The organism is Paraburkholderia sp. SIMBA_054 (genome assembly GCF_046534875.1).
Classification (GTDB): domain Bacteria; phylum Pseudomonadota; class Gammaproteobacteria; order Burkholderiales; family Burkholderiaceae; genus Paraburkholderia; species Paraburkholderia hospita.
Map to the genome: position 1 here is coordinate 25,396 of NZ_JAWRXV010000020.1, position 19,750 is coordinate 45,145.

Below are 19,750 nucleotides of genomic sequence, written 5' to 3' on the forward strand. Positions count from 1 at the left end.
TTGCTCGTTGTCGCCATGAATTTTCCGTGGAATTATAGCTCGCGAATTTGACATTTTGATAATGAGAATCATACTGAGAGAAAAGTATTAGTATTTAGATCAGGCAAATTCGGTTTAAATCGGATGTACTTGCAAAGCTATTTTTGCAGTGGCTATTTAGTCTTCACATCGCCTGAGCACCCCGCGGTACCGACTGAGAATACGTTTCAAACATATGCGCGTCGGGGCTCGATACGTCGGACAAAGCGCCCCTATCAACATACAAGCTTCATATATTATTTTTATCCCGTCCCGCCCTCCGTTCGGACTTAACATTTGGGTCCGGCTTTGAAAAACCGAATTCGCAATGCCGGATATAAGAACTGGAATAAATGCGGAATATCGACAGCGAGAATGGTGCGTCACCGGTCATTGATGCGTCAGCACGACTGATAATCCAGATAACGGAGAGACATGCATGCTAAGCCCTCACGAATTCGCCACGCTAATGCTGGTCAAGGCAGCACCTGACCAGATCGACCTGAACCGCGAAGAACTGGACACCCTGCTGGAACAGCAACTGGTCGCGCTCGAACGACTCGCGTCCGGAGATCAGCGCCCCCGCCTCACCCGCGACGGCGATTCAGTGCTTCGGGCCGTTGCCCGAAAACGCTAGGTAGCAGCCGTCGGCGAGTCCGATCCCGCGCACTGGCGCAACACCGTGACGTCACGTGTACAGCGTTGGACACTCGGTGGCGCGGTCGACATCCGATATATCGGTCGCCCGATTCAACGTTGACCTGCGGACTACCTGCGTGTGCCCCGAGCCACGCACTTCACCGGCTTCACGCGATCCCGCCGTTTCCCGTTGTGATCCGCCCTGGGCGGCACAACGTTCGCGCGGATCGTCCTTACAGGAGTTTTCATCATGCTGACCCCGGAACAGGTAGCAGCAACGCGGAAGGCCAACCTCGACATCCTGTTCGGCCTGGGCAACAAGGTCGTCGAAAGCGTTGAGAAACTGACTGAACTGAACATGCAGGTGACCCGCTCGACGCTGGCGGATTCGTTTGATCTGGCGCAGAAGGCACTATCCGTGAAGGAACCGCAGGACTGGTTCGCGCTGAAGGACAGCCTCGCCGCGCCGACGGCAGAAAAGGTGCAAAGCTACAACCGGCAACTGTTCGACATCATGTTGTCGACCCAGACCGAATTCGCGAAAGTCGCGCAGACGCAATGCGAAGCGTACGTCCGCCAGATGCAGTCGGTAGTGGAGGATGTCACCAAAAACGCGCCGGCTGGCTCGGAGGCGGCCGTCGCCGCGCTGGACTCCGCGATCAAGGCGGCCCAAACGCTGGTCGAAACCGTACAGAAAACCAGCCAACAAGCGGTCGAAGTCGCCAGAAGCAACCTTGACATGGCCGCGGCGGCCGCATCAAGGAACACCAAGTGTGCGAGCGAACCGGTATCACAGGCCGCAAAGCGATAGCCACCTGGGAATCCGGAGGGATGCTCTATGTAAAGGACTCCTTTATATTGTGTCACTACCGTCATGGCAAGCTGACCGGGCGGAGCGATCTGATCGTCATCCGACTCATCGAGAGGCCGTCAAGCGGTCCGTGTCAGGCGTTAGCCGCCGAACCGCACTCGACAGCACGCGCGCATCGACGACCAGAGCAGGTCATTGCACATTGCAGGAGGTAAGGATGGATGAAGCTTGGCTAAGCACCGCCATAGGTTCGGCCGTCCTGCTGTTCGCGGTCATCTTTGTGTTCGGCCACTATCGACGCGAACATCGGCGGACGCAGTTGCTGCGGCAACTGGAATCTGTGGTCTGGCGTCAGCACATGAATTGGTATTACGCATGACGTGCCTGGACCCGACGGACGCTGCATGAGGGGCGCGCACCATCTACAGGTCCGACTTCCCGCACGTGCTGCATGACCAAGAACGTCGTGCGGAAAGGACTGGCAGGCAGAACAACAAGCAAGGGGCTAAGAACACATGAACCACGCTGATCAGGCCGCACAGGACCTGGTGCACATCCGCTCCATGATCCTGCAACTCGAGCATCTGCTTCACGACGACGATACCGGGGAGGCGAGTCCCGTCACGTCGCCGGATTACTGGCGTTCGCGGATCACTGTGCTCCTGGCGACGAACCTGCCGCCTGCCCTTGAGACGAAGGCCCGCGTCCTGCTTGCCCGTCTGGACACGCTCAGCGCGGCGTCGCACAGCCGCACGCAGCAACATCCACATTAGACATCGAAATACAGATCGACGTGCCTCGGAGCAGGGTAGCGAAGGTACGGGCCGGGCCCGCCCCGACGTCACTGGCGCATTCGATTCCAAGTGGCGTGAGTATTGAGTCGCACTGCCGTGGCCAACCGGATCAGCTCGCTCTCATCGTCGGGGAAGGCGAACAGCTGGAAACGTTGTGCAGGCGTCAGCACCTCGTATAACCGAACGGAAGGCAATGCGATGAATGCCGTTCCGGAGTGCGCCGGCACATTCGACGAGGTTCTAAACCATCGTTTGACGGAGGGGGTGTCCCACGACGAACTGGTCGTCATGTGCGTCGACACCGCCATGCACATGGGTATCATGAAACTCGACCCGTGAAGCAGATACCGCTGCCGACGAGACCGGCCTAGCGCTGGATAAACGCGACCAACGCTGCGACAATATCGCCATCGAAGAGGCCCAGACAGGGGAGCTGTGCTGAAACCACCAGTCATCCGGCACCGGAGGGTCCGCATCAGCGCAAGTGTTGCCCAACTCAGTTGCCGAAATAGATTGAATGCGGCGACGCGGGATCTGCTGCCACACGCGATGGCCTGACTGAATCGAACCTTTGGCGACCGAACAGTTGGGCAGCAGGATTTTGGCAATCGAAATCACCAGCGTCACGAGACCGATCCCGAGTCCATAGCCCTTCAGTGCAGTAAAGGTCGCAGACCAACTCCCGCCCCTTTGCAACGATAGCCTTGAGCGCACCGAATTTATCCAGGTTTTCGAGGATAAATGTGTAGAACGTCTGGCCCGAGATAGATAGCCCAACTATGAAGCTGATAATGGTCATCAACTCTACGCGGCCATTACCACCTTCTGGAGTCTTGCTCTGGCGTTTGGCATAGTCGTGCTGATTGCGGGAGTCTCCAGTTACATCGGCGTACGGAAGGTGCTGAAGATCGAGCCTTTCGATATTTTCAGACGATAACCGCGCCGCGTCCAAGTGGAGTAGCGGGTCATTGCTAGTGGGACCAGTGTCGGCTCCCGGACGGCGCGCATCAGGCGTTGCTGCGACCCGTACGTAACTGCGAATTCAGGAGCCCAATCCGAAACGGCACCGTAGCGTCCTCTCCAATGATTGCCCCTCCGGATCGCGACCGCGCTCTTTAGGCGATGTTCACATAATAGATCGTCCAGTACCAACTCCGCGCAGCGGTCTTCCCATGCCGCTTAATTTCCAGCTGCAAGCCCGCCCTCCCGACACCGCGCTAAAAAATAACGAGCCCTCGCTGGCAATGCGAGGCCTGCGCGTAAGCATCTCACGCTTGAGATGTCCAGAAATATTTGTTGTGCTTCTCTTTTTTGTCGTTCTAAAGTCAGCCGTCGAGCGCTTACTGATTATTTGTGAGCACCTCACAGGAGCGTTCCTTGAACACCTTGTCCAGGACATAAATCGACAAAGCGGATCACGCTGAGATGCTTAGTAATCCGACATTAACCATTTACCGAAACGAGAATCTGAAATGCGCAAAATGGCTTTGGCTTGTTCTGCAGCACTCGTTGCACTTGGCACCGTGACAGTGACGCCGGCCCGGGCCGAGGTCACGCTGTACGGCATTCTCGATACGTACCTGGGTTATACGAACGCAGGCGGCAAGGGCGCGCAGACCGCAATGCAGAGCGGCGGTCTGTCGGCAAGCCGCGTAGGGATCAGAGGAAGCGAAGATCTCGGCGGCGGCTTGCGTGCAACCTTCGATCTCGAGAACGGCATTCTCACGAACTCCGGTGCAGCGACGGATTCCACGCTCGCCTTCAGCCGTAGCGCGTGGGTCGGTCTCGGCACGCCGTATGGCGAATTCCGTTTCGGACGTCAGAACTCGGTGCTGCTGCTGATGCACAGCAAGTTCGACGCGTTCTCCGGCGGTACGTACGGCTCGTTTCTTCACAACGCCTCGACGTTCGTGTTCCGCTACGACAACATGATCACGTACTGGTCGCCGAACATCGCGGGATTCACGTTCTCCGCGGGTGCGAGCCTGGGCGGTCAGACGTCGCCGCATGACGCGTTGAATGCCTACGTGGGCTCGATCGATTATCAGCGCGGCCCGCTGTACCTCGGCGTCAGCCATGCGGAACAGAATGGTGCGAACGGAAAAGTCAATACGAAGACGACGTTTGCCGGCGGCAGTTACCAGTTCGGCAGTTTGACGGGCTATTTCGGCTATTACCGCGGCAACAACCTCGGCTCGAATATCTCAACCAATGTCGAAGGCAAATATCACAGCGTCTATTCGCTATCGACGAGCTACAACGTCACGCCCGCCCTACGGCTCGCGGCCGGTGTCGGCTACGCGCAGGATAGTTCAGGCCAGCATAACAATGCGGGCGAAGTGAGCGTTGGCGGGTTCTACAGCTTCAGCAAGCGGACGTTGGTCTATGGAACGCTTGAACGGCTCGTGAACCGTCACGGCGCGACCTATGCGCTGATCGCCAATGGGCCCATCACACCGAACACGCCGACGCGCGGAGAAGGGGTTACGGGCGCGCAGCTCGGGATACTGCATTCGTTCTGACGGCATGAACGCGCAGTGAACGCTATGCGGATATGTCATGCGAGAGGGATATGACATATCGCTGAACAGCTCAGAAGACACGTTTTTTTAACGTGCATTTTTTTAATGGCTGTTCTAAGTTAACTCATCACCTGCCCACAAAGATCGCCGTGAGCAGCCTACGAGACAAAGGAGAGGTGTCGTGAAAGATCCTGCAGCTCCGACGGTGGAATTGATCGACTGTTCGAACGAAGCAAAACTTCTGAGCGAGCGGGCGTGTTCGGCGATCCGTCAGGACATTCTGTCCTGCGTAATCGAACCGGCCGCCACGCTGACGGAAAGCGCGCTGACCACACGCTACGGCATCGGCAAGGCAACCTGCAGGGTGGCGCTGCAGCGTCTCGCGCAGGAAGGCTTTGTGCGCATCGTGCCGCGTCAGGGTTACGTGGTGACGCCGATTACGTTGAAGGACGTCGAAGAAGTGTTTGCGCTTCGCCTTGAGCTTGAACCGCTATCTGCGCGCCTCGCTGCGGGCAAGGCCGATATTGACCTGTTGACCCGGCTGGAGCGCGCGTGCCGCAACGACGACACGTCGCTTGGCATCGGCAGCCGGATCGGCATCTTCATGGACGCGAATGCCGCTTTCCACATGGCGATCGCTGAATGTTCGGGCAACACCCGGCTGGTTCGCATGCTGGGTGGCCTGCTCAACGATATGGCGCGGCTCGTGTCGCTCGGCTTCGGCGTGCAGAACACGAAGCCGGAGATCCGGCATGACCACACGGCGATGATCAGCGCGCTCGCGAGCGGAGACGGCAAGCGCGCCGAACAGATTGCGCACCGGCATGTGGCGACGTTCCGCGACATGACGATGGAAAAGGTAATGGCGAGCCTGCGCGACACGCATGCAGGCGCACCGATCGTCCCGCTGCGAGGCGCACGATGAACGCGGTGACTACTCAGGCCATGTTCGAGAAGGCAGCCACGGCACGCAACGCGGTGGAAGTGGAGCACGTTTCGAAGCGCTACGGCAAGCTGACGGTGCTCGAAGACATCAATCTGACTGCGCCTTCGGGTTCGGTGCTGGCGATCGTCGGCGCGTCCGGATGCGGCAAGAGCACGTTGCTCAACATCATCGCAGGTTTGGTGCAGGCGGATCAGGGCGACGTGCGGATCGACGGAGTCGCCGGCGAGCCGATGCACGATACCCGCGTGGTCAGCTACATGTTTCAGGAAGACCGCCTGCTACCCTGGCGCACGATCGTGGCGAACACGGAGTTCGGTCTCGAAGCGGGCTCGCTCAATGCCGAACGGCGGCGCGAACGCGCGCTGGCCGCGCTGAAGATGACCGGCCTTGAAGGATTCGAGCACGCCTACCCGCACGAACTCTCGGGCGGCATGCGTAGCCGGGTGGCGCTTGCGCGCAGCCTGGTCGTGAAGCCGTACATCCTGTTGATGGACGAACCGTTTTCCAAGCTCGATCCGCAGATGCGCTCGCAAATGCACGCGGAACTGCTGCGAATCCGCGAGCAGTTGAAGATGACCGTCGTATTCGTCACACACGACGTGGAAGAAGCCATCGTGCTCGCGGACAAGGTGGTTGTCCTGCGTCCGCGGCCGGGACGTGTGCGTGATGCGCTGATGATCGACTTGCCGCGGCCGCGCGATCCGCTCGCCGGCGAAGTCGCGGAAACGGTGCGCCGCGTGCGCGCCCTCATTTAAGGACATTGCGATGTCTTCTGTTTCGACCGCCAGTTCTGTTTTTCCCGCACGGTTTGGCCGCCTGACGCGTTTTGCGAAAGTCGCCGGCCAACGTCTTTCGCTGCTCGCCATATTCCTGATTCTGTGGTGGATGGCGGCGCAGCGCGTACCGGCCTTCATCCTGCCTGGTCCGGGAAAAATGTGGAACGCGCTACTTGACCTGATCGCCACCGGCACCTTTGCCGAGGACCTCGGCATTACGCTGTACCGCGTGGTCGCAGGTTTCCTGCTGGCCGCGCTGGTCGGTACGCCACTCGGTATCCTGCTTGGCGCGAACCGCCGTCTCGGCAGTTTCTGCGAGCCGGTGCTGTCGGTGGTCAACACGGTATCCGCCGCGATCTGGGCCATCTTCGCGTTGATCTGGTTCGGCATCTCGAACGGTACGACCATCTTCGTCGTGTTCATGGAAGCGATGCCGCTGATTCTCACGAACGTTTGGCAGGGCGCGCAAAGCGTCAACGCCGAATATGTGGAGCTTGCCCGCAGCTTTCAGATGTCGCGCAGCAAGGTGATGACCAAGATTTATCTGCCCACCGTGCTGCCGTATTTCTTCTCCGGTGCGCGCCTCGCGTTCGGTTTCGGCTGGCGGGTGTCGCTGGTGGCGGAGACGATCGGGTCTTCGAACGGCGTCGGCTACCGGCTGCGTCAGGCGGCGGATCTTGTTCAGACCGATCAGGTGTTCGCATGGACACTCACTATGGTCGTGCTGATGGTGGTGCTCGAGTACGGCATTCTCAAGCCGCTTGAAAACCACCTGTTTCGCTGGAAGAAGCGAGCATAGGGAACGAGCTCGCGGCGCACCGCTTCCGCGCCGCGAGCTGAAGTAGTCGAACATTTACGAAGAAGTAGTGCGTTTGCATTCTATAAATAGGAGTACATATGAGCAGTACGATGAAGGCTTTGATTCTCTCTGAACACGGTGACGTCGACAAACTCCATGTCGGCGAGATGCCGATACCGAAGGCGGTGCCGGGTCATGTGGTCATCCGTGTGCGCGCGTCTTCCTTCAATTATCACGATGTCTTCACGGTGAAGGGCATGCCGGGCATCAAGGTGCCGCTGCCTGTGGTCATCGGTCTGGATATGGCGGGGGAGATCACGGAGGTTGGCGACAACGTCGAAAACTGGTCGGTCGGCGCGCGCGTGCTCGTCAATCCGCTCAACAAGAAGAAAGGTCTGATGGGCGAAATGCTCGACGGCGGCATGGCGCAATACTGCCTCGTCAGCGCAGACCAGCTGATCCCAATGCCCGAAGGCGTGACGTTCGAGGAAGCGGCGTCGCTGCCGGTCGCCTACGGCACGGCGCACCGGATGCTCGTCACGCACAACACCATCAAACCGGGCGATCGCGTGGTCATTCTCGGTGCGAGCGGCGGCGTCGGAACCGGCTGCGTGACGCTTGCCAAAATGCTCGGCGCCGAAGTGATCGCTGCCGCCGGCAGCGCGGACAAGGCTGAACGGCTCAAGGCAATGGGCGCCGATCACGTCATCAACTATCGCGACACCGATTTCTCGAAGTGGGTCATCGAGAAGTACGGCAAGCCGCAGCGCCGCAGCTATGAAGGCGGCGCGGACGTCGTGATCAACTTCACCGGCGGCGATACGTGGGTGCCGTCGCTCAAATGCATCAAACGCGGCGGCAGCCTGCTCGTCTGCGGCGCGACTGCAGGCCACGATCCCAAGGAAGACCTTCGCTACATCTGGAGCTTCGAGATTCGCGTGATCGGTTCGAACAGTTTTTATGACGACAACCTCGCGGCGCTGATGGAATTGACCCGTACGAAGAAGATTGCCGTGCAGATCGACAAGGTGTTGCAGCTCGAACAGGCAGCCGAAGGCCTGCGCATGATTCGCGATCGGGAAGTGCTCGGCAAGATCGTCGTTACCCCATAAAAGTACGGAGACTCGAATGGCTGATAACCAGCAACTTACCGCGGAGCAGGTTCAGACAATGCTTACGCGTGGTCCTTACCACCAGTGGCTCGGTCTGCGCGTGCTCGAAGTCGGCGACGGCTCGATTGAAATCGCCGCGACTTGGCGCGAAGAGTGGGTCGTGAACCCCGAACGCCGGTACACGCACGGCGGCATTCTTGCCGCGCTGGTCGACCTCACGGCCGACTGGGCGCTGGTGTCGAAAACGGGCCGCGGCGTACCGACGATCGATCTGCGCGTCGACTATCACCGCGCGGCGATGCCCGGCGATCTCATCGCGCGCGGTAAGGTGGTGAAGTTCGGTAGCGCGATTTCGGTTGCGGAGGCGCACATTTACGACCAGTCCGGCGCGCTGCTCGCAAGCGGCCGGGGCGTCTATTCGACCGCGCCCGCACCCGCGCCGAAGGCATGATGAACACGGCGACATCGACGCTCGACCATGTCGTCGTGAACGCGATGTTCGAAACCGACGCCGCGGCGTCGTGTTTCGAAGCGCTCGGCTTCGCGTTGACCCCGCGCGGCTATCACTCGCTTGGCTCGGTCAATCACCTGATGATGTTCGATGGACATTATCTCGAACTGGTCGGGCTGCCCCCCGGCGCCACCACGTTGCGGCGCGAGATTCTCGAAAGCCGTCTGGGTATAGACGGTCTCGTGTTCAAGACGGACGACGCGCAGGAAACCTATGCGCGATTGATCGACGCAGGCGTGCGTGCCAGTGAACCGCAGTCGTTCACGCGGCCCGTGGACATTGAAGGCGTCGAGCAGATCGCCCGTTTCCGGACAACCCGGCTCGAAGCCGAAGAACTGTCCGCCGGGCGCATCTATTTCTGCGAGCACCTCACGCCGGAATGGGTCTTCCGTGCCGAATGGACGAAGCATCCGAACGGCGCGCAACGTCTGAAGGAATGTGTGATCGTGAGTGACGACCCGCAACTCGAAGCGCGCCGCTATGCGCTGATTGCCGGCGAGTCGGATCTCACATCGCCGTCCTCCCACCACTCGCGCATTGCGTTGCGTGATTTCGATCTGGACTTTATCGATGGCGCGGCATATCGCGCGCGCTATTGCGACCTCGTATGTAACGCAGCAGGGCGCGACAGCTATTTTGGCGCGGTCGTCGTCGAGGTAAGCGACCTTGCGGCGATGCGCGCACGTCTGGACGCGCTCACGTCCCACGTCGACGCGAGCGTCGTGCGGCTGATGGCACCGGCCCATGCGCAGAGCGGCGCGTCGTCCGTTGTCGTGCTGTTAGGCGAACTCAATACTGTCATTGAATTTATCGGAGCAGTTGAACATGCCCACGCCTGAGAATCTCGGCGATCTGATCGACGCCGACGGCGATCCATGCAAGCTTGCAGTGGTCGCGCTTGGGGAACCAGATGAAACGGGTTGCGCGTGGCACGATACGCGCATGACCTACGGGGAACTCGACGCGCTGGCTGACGGCGTCGCGCGTGCACTGGTGCGGCGCGGTCTGAAAGTCGGCGAGCGCGTTGCCATTCTTGCGGCGAATCGCGCCGAATATGTCGCGGCGCTGCTCGGCATCATGCGCGCGGGAATGGTCGCCGTGCCCGTCAACTTCAGGTTTCCGCCCGCGCTCTCCACTTTTGTGATTCGCGATAGCGGTGCACGTCTGGTGTTTTGCGACGCCGCGCGACTTGCCGATTGCCCGGACGATCTGCCGACAGTAGTGTTCGATTCGACGGGCGAGGAAAGTTTCGCTTCGTTCGTCGAACCTGGCCCGTTCGAGACTTTCGTGCCCACGCCCGACATGCCGGCAATGTTTCTCTATACGTCTGGCTCGACCGGCAAGCCGAAGGGCGTCATGCTGTCGCACGGCAGCCATCTGTGGGTGGCGCGTACGCGAGCGCGTGCGCAGCCACCGGCGGCGCATCGCTTTCTGGTGGCCGCGCCGATGTATCACATGAACGCGCTGACGCTCGTGCTGATGTCGTTGTACGGGCACGGTACGGTCGTATTGCTTCCGCAATTCACCGCACGCATGTACATCACGGCAATCGAGCGTTATCGGGTCACGTGGCTCACCTCCGTGCCGCCAATGATCGCGATGATGCTGCGCGAAAAGGAATTGCTTGCGCGCACGGATCTTTCGTCGGTGCGCTTCATCCGGATGGGCTCGGCGCCCGTCAGCGAGAGTCTGCTTGCGCAGATCGGCGAGGTATTGCCGAATGCGAAGCTCACTAACGTCTATGGCACGACCGAGGGCGGGCCGATCGTGTTCGGGCCACACCCGCAAGGGATCGAACCCCCGTTGCTGTCGGTCGGATATCCGCATCCGGAAGTCAGCGTCAAGTTGCTCGACGCACCGCCGACGGGTGTGGCAACCGGCGTGCTGGCCGTCAAAAGCCCGGCCGTCATGCTCGGTTACCACAACCGGCCGGACCTGCCACTGCCGGTGACAGCAGATGGCTTTTATATAACGGGCGACGTATTTCGCCGCGACGACCAGGGCTTCTATGCGTTCGTCGGCCGTGCGGACGACATGTTCGTGTCGGGCGGCGAAAACATCTTTCCCGGTGAAGTCGAGCAGATGCTCGAGACGCACCCGGATGTCGTCCAGGCTTGCGTGGTGCCGGTTGCCGACGATATCAAGGGAACCAAGCCGGTGGCGTTCGTGGTGCGGCGCGCGGGCGCGTCGCTAACGGAAGAGGAAGCCAAACGGTATGCGCTGACGCATGCGCCCGCATACCAGCACCCGCGACGCGTGTGGTTCGTGGACGCATTGCCGCTTGCGTCCACGAACAAGCTCGATCGCGCCGCATTGAAAGCCATAGCGCTTGCGTCATTGCAGGATAGCGAGACCGCGTAAGTGAAACCGACACGACATTCAACATCATGGAGTTCAGTATGAACGAGAACTTTCGCGAGTTCCTGGAACGGCTGCGCGCGGCACAGCAACTGGTGGATATCCGGCAGCCCGTCGATATTCGCCACGTGGGCACGCTCGTCGACCAGAGCGACAAGGCGCTGCTGTTTCATAACGTGATCGGCTACGACATGCCGCTGCTGTCGGGCATTATCCGCACGCAGGAGCGCGCGATGATGGCGATGGGTTGCGACAGCTACTCCGAAATCGAGAAGATGCTGGCGCATGGTATTCAGAACCCGATTCCGCCTAAATACGTTGCCACGTCGGCCACGAAAGAAGTGATCTACAAAGGCGACGATGTCGATCTGTTCCGCCTGCCTATTCCGATGTCTTCGATTTTCGACGGTGGCCCGATGATTACCGCGGGTATCGTGATTTCTCGCGATCCGGAGTACGGCCTGAACAGCGGCATTTACCGCTTCATGGTTAAGGAAAAGGCACTGAGCGGCATCGACATCGTAACGCCGAACAATATGCGCATGTTCGCGCAGCGTGCCTACGAACAGGGACGTCCGTGCCCGATCTCCATTTCGATCGGCAACCATCCGATGGAAATCATGGGCGCCGGCTATCGCGCACCGATTGGCGTGGATGAAATGGCAATCGCGGGCGGCATTCGCGGCGTGCCGGTCGAACTGGCGCCTTGCGAGACCGTCGATCTGCCTTATATCGCCGACTCGGAGATCGTGATCGAAGCGGAAATCCTGCCGACGGGCTGGACGCAGCCGGAAGGCCGTTTCGGCGAATTCACCGCATTGATGGGCGGGCTGCACTGGAATCCGGACGTGCGCATCAAGGCGATCATGCATCGGCGCGATGCGATGTATTACTCGCTGCACATGCCGTGGGAAAACACGTGGCTCGCGGCACCGACGCGCTATCAGGCGATCCGCAGCGCGCTGCGCACGGCCGGCGTGCAGGTGAAGGACATCAACGTGACGTTGGGCGGCCGCGCATTCTGGCATGCGGTCATTTCGATCAGGAAGCAGGCGGGCGAAGGCAAGAACGCGCTGCTGGCGGCGCTGTCGGTGATGGATCTGAAGCACGTGGTGGTCGTCGATGACGACATCGACGTGTTCAACGGTGAACAGGTGGAATGGGCAATCGCGACGCGCGTGCAGGGTGACCGCGATCTGATCGTGATTCCCGGCGCGCGCGCCAAGCCGCTCGACCCGAGCCTGCCGGTGATGCCGCCTGGCATGGTGCCGACGGGCGCCAAGGTCGGTGTGGACGCAACGATCTCGGAAGGCATTCCGCACGAGCGCTACGAGCGCATTTCGTATGCGTATGCAGATACGGCGAAGATTGCGGACTACGTGGGCGGTAAGGCCGATACGGTGCATGTGTCAGAGCCGGAGCAGGTGGAGGAGGCCGCAACCGAAGCGCTCGCGCTCATCGGCGACACGCCGCTTTACTACACCGAACTCGCCGAACGGCTGTCGAAATACGACTTCCTCACGCTGGCCCGCGCGCTCGGCGAACTGCATGAACGCAAGCAGTTGTGGAAAACGGCGGAAGGCAAGCTGTGCGTGCGCGGTTCGCGCTTCGACGCCGTGCCGCCGACGCGGCGCTGATTGCCGCGATGTCGTTCAGTGCGCTGCGCGGGCCGGCAGCGCTCCATCCACCCCATTAATGAGCTGACCTGATGCAACCTTACCTGCTTGCAAGGCGTGCGCTGTTTGCCGCCGTGATGTCCCTGCTCGCGCTGTCCGCGCTGTCCGCGCAGGCCGCGCCGCTGCGCATCGGCTACTGGACGAGTGGCGTGAGCCTCGGCCTCGGCGCCGTGTTGGAAACCGGCGACTTCCTGAAGAAAGCCGGCATAGACGACGCACGTTTCGTGCACTTCGCCGAGGTTAATGCGCCGGCGAGCGGACTCGCCGCCAATGTGATCGACGTGAGCTTCAGCGTGGCGGGCGCGAGCGCATTCAGCATTGCGGCGACCGGCGTGCCGATCAAGATCTTCGGTGCAACGGCGCCGGCCGATGTCACATTTGTCACGCCCGCCGACTCGCAGATCCAGTCGATCGCGCAGCTGCGCGGCAAGAAGATCGGCATGTCGCCGTCGGGAAGCTCGGTCGCGTTGATGACTGCCGCTGTGCTGAAAGCGAATTACGGCTTCAACGCCGGCGATTATTCGCTGGTGCCGGGCAACGAGGCTCGCCTCGCGCAGTTTCTCGTGCAGCACCAGGTCGACGCCGCGGCGCTGCGCTCCGTCACGGTCGCGCAATTGACGGAAGTGAAGACGCGACGTCTTGGCACGCTGGTGGAAGAATGGCACAAGCTGACGAAGTCCGATGCGATGCCTTATCTGGGCGTGGCTGCGGCACGCACGGAATTGATCCAGCGCGATCCGCAATCCGTCGCGAAGCTGATTGTGGCGATTCACAACGCAATCGCCTGGGGCAACGCGCATCCGGATCAGGTCGCGGCGATCCTGCAGAAAGTCGCCAATCTGCCCGCAAGCGACGCGCAGATCTATGCCGCGCATTGGGCCGAGCTGAACAGCATCTCCTTCGAGCCAGTCGATATCGACACGCTCAAGCGCGAGCAGCAGATCTTCGCGGCGAGCGGCTCGATCAAAGGCACGCTTCCGCCCGACGTATTCGTCACCGGGCCGTACGAAACGGCAAAGAAGATCATAGCGGGTCAAAAGCCATGAGGACGCGTTCGCGCGGGCAATGGCCGCATCCGGTGGAGAAAGGAGATGTTGCATGAGATCCCAATCCGCAGCACGGCGACGCATCGTGGTCGGTATCAGCGGCGCTTCGGGCGCGATCTACGGTGTGCGTTTGCTTCGTCTGTTACGCGAGCTGGAGGTGGAGTCGCATCTGGTGGTCAGCCGTTCAGCGCAGGTGACGGTTGCGCAGGAGTTGCAGATGCGGCTCGCCGATCTTCAAGCACTCGCGGACGTCAACTATCCGAATACCGATATCGGCGCGGCGATTTCGAGCGGCTCGTTTCGCGTCGACGGCATGATCGTTGCGCCGTGCTCGATCAAGACGCTGTCGGAAGTGGCCACCGGCTGCACCAGTTCGCTGCTTTCGCGAGCGGCAGACGTGATGCTCAAAGAACGCCGCCGTCTCGTGCTGATGGTGCGCGAAACGCCGTTGCATGCGGGTCATATCCGCAGTCTCGCAGCCGTCACCGACGCCGGTGCGATCGTCTATCCGCCAGTGCCGGCGTTCTACGCGCTGCCGGAAACGCTCGAGCAGATGGTCGATCATACGCTCGGGCGCGTGCTTGACCTGTTCGATATCGAATCACGTACCGTACGCCGATGGAGCGGCACTGCTGCCTGATAGACGGTGCGACAGGGTGTGCTTTTTTTGTGTTCGGTTTACTTCCCTATATGCATCTCCTAGAATGACTTGAGGTTGGTGAGGTGCCTACAGAATGACGTAAGCATAATACGCAGCATTCCTGGATAGAGCGTACGGGAGCGACATGGAAGGAAAAGTGATTTCTGGGGGAAACGCCGCGGCCGAGGGCAAGCTGCTGGGCGAGTCGACTTATCTGGCCATGCGGCAGGCGATACTGTCCTGCTCGCTGAAACCGGGCAGTATGCTGACCGAGGCTGCACTGATGGAGCAATACGGCGTCGGCAAGTCGACGTGCCGGTTGGCGCTTGCGCGTCTCACGCACGAAGGGCTGGTGCGTTCGGTGCCGCGACACGGCTACGTCGTCGTACCGGTTACGCTGAAGGATGTCGAGGAGGTGTTCGCTCTGCGGCTCATTCTCGAACCCGAGGCTGCGCGGCTCGCGGCCGGCAAGGTGGACGCGAAGGCGCTGATGCGGATCGATCGCGCCGCGCGCGGCAATACGGCGTCGAAGAATCACGGCAACCGGATCGGTTTTTTCCTCGATGCGAACCGCGAGTTTCATCTGGTGATCGCAATGGCATCGGGCAATGACCGTCTGGTGCGCAGCATCTCGGTGCTGTTCGACGAAATGGCGCGGCTGGTGGCGCTCGGTTTTAGCGACGAAGACGACAGCCCGGAAATCGCCGACGATCACCGTCAGTTGGTCGAGGCGCTAGCGGCAGGCGACGGCAAGGCAGGTGCGCGCATTACGCGCCGGCACATCGAGAAGTTCCGCGACATGACGATGGAGCGTGTGCTCCGCAGCATGAAGCAGGACTTCGAGCACGCGCCGCTAGTAGCGATCGGCAAGTAATACGGAGGTTCCGCCTTTGCTTTCAGGCGGAATCTCTCGATGAATGGTTGCACCGTGCTTTATGTCTTGATAAGGACATTTAGTAATCCTTCAAAGACGATGCTGGAGAGACCGGCTGCGTCGCTACTTCGGGCAAAGCACCATGAAATCATTTCGTTCCGTTCTAAAGGCGGCGTGCGCACTCGCAATAGCCGGCGGATGCCTTACCAGTGCGTGTGCGGCACCGCTGCGTGTGGGCTACTGGACCAGCGGCACCAGCCTCGGTTTCGGCGCCGTGCTCGAAGCGCAGAGGTTCTTTGAGAAACAGGGCCTGCAGGTGCAGTTCCTCCACTTTCCGGACGTGAACGGACCGACTACCGCGCTGGCTTCGAACGCGATCGATCTGGCATTCGGCACGAGCCTCGCGGGGGCATTCAGCCTGAGCCAGCAGGGTGTGCCGGTCAGGATGGTGGCCGCTACGCAGATCGTCGATGCGGAAATCGTCGTGCTCGCGGAATCGCCCATCCATTCCGCGGGTGAATTGCGCGGCAAGAAAGTCGGCATGTCGCCAATCGGCAGTGCGACCACTGGCGTCGGCACCGCCGTGCTCGACGGCAATTACGGGCTCAAGCTTGCCGACTATCGCCTGGTCGCGGGCGACGAGCCGCGTCTCGCGCAGTTCCTCGTTCAGAAGAACGTCGACGCGGCTGTCATGCGTCCCACCACGGTGGCGCAAGTACCGGACAGTGCACAGAAAGTCCGCGTGATCACGACTTTGTCCGATCAATGGAAACAGATGACGAAAGCGAGCACACCGCCCTATATCGGTGTCGCCGTGATGCGCAGCGAGTGGCTCAAGGACAATCCGGCAGATGCGGCGAAGGTGCTCGCGGCGATGCGTCAGGCGCTGGCCTTCGGCGCGGCCAATCCCGACGCAGTCGTGGCGATACTCAAGAAGGCCGGCAACATGAGCGACCAGGGCGCGCGTTTTTACGGCGACCACTGGACGACCATGAATACGGTCTCGTTCAAATCAGGCGACATTGACACACTGAAACGCACATTCGAAGTTTTCAAGGCCGGCGGCACGCTGAAGGGCGAGCTTCCCGCGGATCTTTTCTATCAGAAGCCTTATCTCGACTCGGAAGCAGTCAAATGAGCGGATATCGGGAATGGGCCCGTGGTCACTGTGGCCGCCCTGGAGGTCGGGCCTTCATCAACGGAGCAATAATATGACGGAAAAGTGCGACGGTACGGTCGCGACCATCGGATTTCCGGCCAGCCGGATCCGCTGGCCGGAAGAGGGCATTACGCGCGTGCCGCTACGTGTGTTCTCCGATGCGGCGACCTACGAGCGCGAGCAGGATGCTGTGTTTCGTGGGCCCACATGGAGTTTCCTCTGCCTCGACATCGAGATTCCAAATCCGGGTGACTACATCACGACCAGGGTCGGTCATACGTCGGTAATTGTCGTGCGCCAGCAGGACGGCACCATTGGTGCGCTCGTGAACAAGTGCGTGCACAAGGGCTCGGTGCTTTGTTACGAAGCGCAGGGGCACCGCAAGCGTCCGAACTTCGTTTGCCCTTATCACAACTGGGTCTATAGCTTCGACGGCGAACTGACGAGCGTCGCATTCGAGAAGGGCGTGCAGGGCAAAGGCGGCATGCCCGAGGATTTCGACAAATCGAAATTCCGTCTGACGAAGCTGCGCGTGGAGACCATCCGCGGCCTCGTGTTCGGTTCGTTCTCCGACGAGGCCCGTGCACTGAAGGACTATCTTGGACCGACGATGGTGCAACACATGGAGCGCACACTATATGGGCGCGTAAAGATACTTGGTCGCTATAGTCAGGTGATGCACAACAACTGGAAGCTCTACGTCGAGAATAGCCGCGACAACTATCATCCGAGCCTGCTGCATGCGTTTTTCTCGACCTTCAAGATCAACCGGCTGTCGGCGGAAGGCGGTACGTTGCAGGATGAAGACAGTCGGCATCACATCACCTTTACGAAGCGCTATACCGACATTGGCGATCAGGCGTACGACTCCGGCGTGATTCGTGCAATGCGCGACGATTTCGGCCTGAAGGATCCTTCACTGATCGACCAGTGGATGGAGTATCCCGATCAGATCACGAATGCGATCCAGAGCATTTTCCCGGGCTTCGTGCTACATCAGATCATGAATTCCATCGGCGTCCGGCAGGTGGTGCCGCTTGGCGTGGATCGATGCGAACTGATCTGGACCGTGCTCGGCTTCGAGGAAGACACGCCGGAGCAAACGCTCATCCGGCGCAAGCAGAGCAATCTCGTCGGGCCCGCGGGTTTTGTGTCGATGGAAGACGGCACGATCGGCGCGTTCGTCGAAAAGGGTATTCGCGGCGATCTTGATGACGCTGCAGTGATCGAGATGGGCGGCAAGGACACTGGCCCGATGGCAACCCGCGCGACCGAAACCTCGGTGCGCGGCTTCTGGAAATTCTATAGAGAACTGATGGATGTATAGCACGACGCGCTACCCTGACCTGGAGGTCAGTACCCAGACGGGCGCGAGCATCGCGCGCCTGATGGCCCACTATTGCAGTTCGATCGACAATGGCGATTTCGACCGCTGGCCGGAGTTCTTCACCGAAGATTGCACTTACCGCATTCTCACGCGCACCGATTTCGAAGCGGGTCGCGATTTCGGTATTTGGTTCTGTAACACGCGCGGCATGCTGCTGGATCGCGTCAGTTCGATCCAGTCGGTTAATGTGTTCGAGCCGCATGTCTACCGTCACGTACTTGGACCGACCGAAGTCGTCAGCGTCGAAGACGGTCTGATCGGCTGCGAAACCAGCTACATGATCGTGCGAACCGGCTATGAAGGCGGTATGGTTGTGTTCAGCGTCGGGCGTTATATCGATCAGATCGTCGTCGAGAGCGGCCACGCGTTGCTGCGTGAGCGCACGGTCGTCACGGATTCGTGCCGCTACGACACGCTCGTTGCGCTTCCTCTGTAAGGATGCTGCCCGGATGACCGAAACCGCCCGCCGTTACCGGTTGCACCTCGAAAGCCAGCGGCGTCAGTCGCCGCCTTTTCATCTTCACGAAGCCGTGTGGCAGGCGGCCTGCGCGCGGCATCCCGATTTCGCACAGCGAATCGACGTGACGTTCGGTTGGGACGGCGAGCGGTTCGCGCATCCGCTCGACGACGTCGACTTTCTGCTGGCGTCGAGATTCGCGCATGACGTGGTGAATGACGCGCCACGTCTACGCTGGATTCACACGACGGGCGCCGGCGTCGATCAGCTGATGCCGCTCGATCGCCTGCGCGGCGACCTGATCCTGACGAACAGTAGCGGCATTCATAGCGACAAGGCCACCGAGTACACGCAGATGGCGTTGCTGATGCTGAATGCGCAACTGCCGGCTGTGTTGCAGGCGCAGCGGGAGCATCGCTGGGACGCGCGGCTGACCACGTCGATTCGCGGCAAGACAGCGTTGATAATCGGTTTCGGCGGTCTGGGCATGGCAGCGAGCCTCGCGGCACGAGCGCTCGGCTTGCGAGTGATTGCATTGAACCGGAGCGGAGCCGCACCGGCGCAGGCGGTGGAAGCAGTCGATGTACTCGCAAGGATCTCCGCACTGGACGACTGGCTGCCTCAGGCCGACTTCGTCGTTATCACCGCGCCGCTCACGCCAGAGACACGCGACCTGCTCTGCGCCGGGCGCCTCGCCCGTATGCGGCCCGGTGCGGGCGTCGTCAACCTCTCGCGCGCAGCGCTGATCGACCATGCGGCGTTGTTCGAACGATTGCATTCGGGCGAGTGCGGCGGCGCGCTGCTGGATGTATTCGATCCTGAACCGTTGCCGGCGGAACATGTGGCGTGGGATGTTCCGAGGCTCGTCGTCACGCCGCACATTTCGTGCGATGCGCCCGATTACAACCTGCGGGTGCTCGAACTCTGGTTTGGCAATTTCGCGCGATTCCTGCGCGGCGAACCGCTGACGAATATCGTCGATCGCACACGCGGCTATTGACCGGGAAGATGCGGTTCACGATCAGTGCCGGTGCAGCCGGCACTGATCGAATCATAGCGATGCTCGCCTCGCCTGCGGGATATCCACGAGCGCTTGGCAACGGATCGTTGGGGCTATAGTTCCCTGTTTTGCTCTCACCCGAGTCAGGCCTCGGTGGCCGAGAGAATTCGTGTCTTTCTGATCGCGAGCGCGAGGTCCTCCCCGTTGCAGATCAGCTGCAATCAC

At 60.5% G+C, this 19,750-nt stretch carries 21 protein-coding genes and 2 pseudogenes; 22 read left to right on the forward strand and 1 reads right to left on the reverse strand.

The window, feature by feature from the left end:
• The first annotated feature begins 457 nt into the window (after positions 1-457).
• The 5 genes from SB822_RS23915 to SB822_RS23935 all read left to right on the forward strand — a co-directional run bounded on the left by SB822_RS23915 (position 458) and on the right by SB822_RS23935 (position 2,601).
• Complete coding sequence (locus SB822_RS23915; protein WP_086919307.1) at positions 458-655, forward strand: hypothetical protein; 198 nt, start codon at positions 458-460, stop codon at positions 653-655.
• A gap of 252 nt (positions 656-907) precedes the next feature.
• Positions 908-1,468, forward strand: a complete 561-nt coding sequence (phaP, locus tag SB822_RS23920; protein WP_353558295.1) for a TIGR01841 family phasin — start codon at positions 908-910, stop codon at positions 1,466-1,468.
• A 217-nt stretch (positions 1,469-1,685) separates the two neighbouring features.
• The gene (locus tag SB822_RS23925; protein ID WP_353558294.1) at positions 1,686-1,847 is read left to right on the forward strand and encodes a hypothetical protein; all 162 of its coding nucleotides are present in this window, start codon (positions 1,686-1,688) and stop codon (positions 1,845-1,847) included.
• Positions 1,848-1,983: 136 nt separating this feature from the next.
• A complete protein-coding gene (locus tag SB822_RS23930; RefSeq protein WP_353558293.1) occupies positions 1,984-2,241 on the forward strand; it encodes a hypothetical protein in 258 nt (85 codons plus the stop codon).
• Between the two features lie 117 nt (positions 2,242-2,358).
• Complete coding sequence (locus SB822_RS23935) at positions 2,359-2,601, forward strand: hypothetical protein (protein WP_353558778.1); 243 nt, start codon at positions 2,359-2,361, stop codon at positions 2,599-2,601.
• 246 nt (positions 2,602-2,847) lie between these two features.
• Here the strand turns inward: SB822_RS23935 and SB822_RS23940 are convergent.
• Positions 2,848-3,067 (reverse strand): annotated as a pseudogene (locus SB822_RS23940) (ABC transporter permease); the annotation flags it as partial.
• On the opposite strand from SB822_RS23940, the pseudogene SB822_RS23945 reads away from it, so the two are divergent.
• The 17 genes and pseudogenes from SB822_RS23945 to SB822_RS24025 form a co-directional block, all read left to right on the forward strand.
• Positions 3,068-3,199 (forward strand): annotated as a pseudogene (locus tag SB822_RS23945) (ABC transporter permease); the annotation flags it as partial. It abuts the pseudogene before it with no gap.
• A gap of 535 nt (positions 3,200-3,734) precedes the next feature.
• Positions 3,735-4,784, forward strand: coding sequence for a porin (locus SB822_RS23950; protein WP_353558292.1), 1,050 nt, complete (start codon positions 3,735-3,737; stop codon positions 4,782-4,784).
• A 181-nt stretch (positions 4,785-4,965) separates the two neighbouring features.
• Positions 4,966-5,709, forward strand: coding sequence for a GntR family transcriptional regulator (locus SB822_RS23955; protein WP_353558291.1), 744 nt, complete (start codon positions 4,966-4,968; stop codon positions 5,707-5,709).
• A complete protein-coding gene (locus tag SB822_RS23960) occupies positions 5,706-6,485 on the forward strand; it encodes an ABC transporter ATP-binding protein (protein ID WP_353558290.1) in 780 nt (259 codons plus the stop codon). The genes SB822_RS23955 and SB822_RS23960 overlap by 4 nt, the downstream gene beginning before the upstream one ends.
• 10 nt (positions 6,486-6,495) lie before the next feature.
• The gene (locus tag SB822_RS23965) at positions 6,496-7,305 is read left to right on the forward strand and encodes an ABC transporter permease (RefSeq protein WP_353558289.1); all 810 of its coding nucleotides are present in this window, start codon (positions 6,496-6,498) and stop codon (positions 7,303-7,305) included.
• A 98-nt stretch (positions 7,306-7,403) separates the two neighbouring features.
• Positions 7,404-8,417, forward strand: a complete 1,014-nt coding sequence (locus SB822_RS23970) for a zinc-binding dehydrogenase (protein WP_410855757.1) — start codon at positions 7,404-7,406, stop codon at positions 8,415-8,417.
• Positions 8,418-8,433: 16 nt separating this feature from the next.
• Positions 8,434-8,868 (forward strand): PaaI family thioesterase, encoded by a 435-nt coding sequence (locus SB822_RS23975; protein ID WP_088174451.1) that lies wholly within the window; start codon positions 8,434-8,436, stop codon positions 8,866-8,868.
• Positions 8,865-9,767: a VOC family protein gene (locus tag SB822_RS23980; RefSeq protein ID WP_353558287.1), complete on the forward strand. Its 903-nt coding sequence runs from the start codon at positions 8,865-8,867 to the stop codon at positions 9,765-9,767. Before SB822_RS23975 ends, SB822_RS23980 begins: the two co-directional genes overlap by 4 nt.
• Positions 9,754-11,289 carry a class I adenylate-forming enzyme family protein gene (locus SB822_RS23985; protein ID WP_410855758.1) on the forward strand — a complete coding sequence of 512 codons (1,536 nt, stop codon included), beginning with the start codon at positions 9,754-9,756 and terminating at the stop codon, positions 11,287-11,289. The genes SB822_RS23980 and SB822_RS23985 overlap by 14 nt, the downstream gene beginning before the upstream one ends.
• Before the next feature lie 38 nt (positions 11,290-11,327).
• Positions 11,328-12,923, forward strand: coding sequence for a UbiD family decarboxylase (locus tag SB822_RS23990; RefSeq protein ID WP_353558285.1), 1,596 nt, complete (start codon positions 11,328-11,330; stop codon positions 12,921-12,923).
• A 71-nt stretch (positions 12,924-12,994) separates the two neighbouring features.
• Positions 12,995-14,008, forward strand: coding sequence for an ABC transporter substrate-binding protein (locus tag SB822_RS23995; RefSeq protein WP_353558284.1), 1,014 nt, complete (start codon positions 12,995-12,997; stop codon positions 14,006-14,008).
• Between the two features lie 52 nt (positions 14,009-14,060).
• The gene (locus SB822_RS24000; RefSeq protein ID WP_353558283.1) at positions 14,061-14,648 is read left to right on the forward strand and encodes a UbiX family flavin prenyltransferase; all 588 of its coding nucleotides are present in this window, start codon (positions 14,061-14,063) and stop codon (positions 14,646-14,648) included.
• A 145-nt stretch (positions 14,649-14,793) separates the two neighbouring features.
• Positions 14,794-15,522 carry a GntR family transcriptional regulator gene (locus SB822_RS24005; RefSeq protein WP_353558282.1) on the forward strand — a complete coding sequence of 243 codons (729 nt, stop codon included), beginning with the start codon at positions 14,794-14,796 and terminating at the stop codon, positions 15,520-15,522.
• Positions 15,523-15,664: 142 nt separating this feature from the next.
• Entirely contained in the window at positions 15,665-16,660 is a 996-nt protein-coding gene (locus SB822_RS24010; RefSeq protein ID WP_353558281.1) for an ABC transporter substrate-binding protein, read from the forward strand.
• A 73-nt stretch (positions 16,661-16,733) separates the two neighbouring features.
• The gene (locus tag SB822_RS24015) at positions 16,734-18,008 is read left to right on the forward strand and encodes an aromatic ring-hydroxylating dioxygenase subunit alpha (protein WP_353558280.1); all 1,275 of its coding nucleotides are present in this window, start codon (positions 16,734-16,736) and stop codon (positions 18,006-18,008) included.
• Positions 18,001-18,504 (forward strand): aromatic-ring-hydroxylating dioxygenase subunit beta, encoded by a 504-nt coding sequence (locus SB822_RS24020; RefSeq protein WP_353558279.1) that lies wholly within the window; start codon positions 18,001-18,003, stop codon positions 18,502-18,504. The genes SB822_RS24015 and SB822_RS24020 overlap by 8 nt, the downstream gene beginning before the upstream one ends.
• 13 nt (positions 18,505-18,517) lie before the next feature.
• The gene (locus SB822_RS24025; protein WP_353558278.1) at positions 18,518-19,525 is read left to right on the forward strand and encodes a D-2-hydroxyacid dehydrogenase; all 1,008 of its coding nucleotides are present in this window, start codon (positions 18,518-18,520) and stop codon (positions 19,523-19,525) included.
• Positions 19,526-19,750 lie beyond the last annotated feature (225 nt).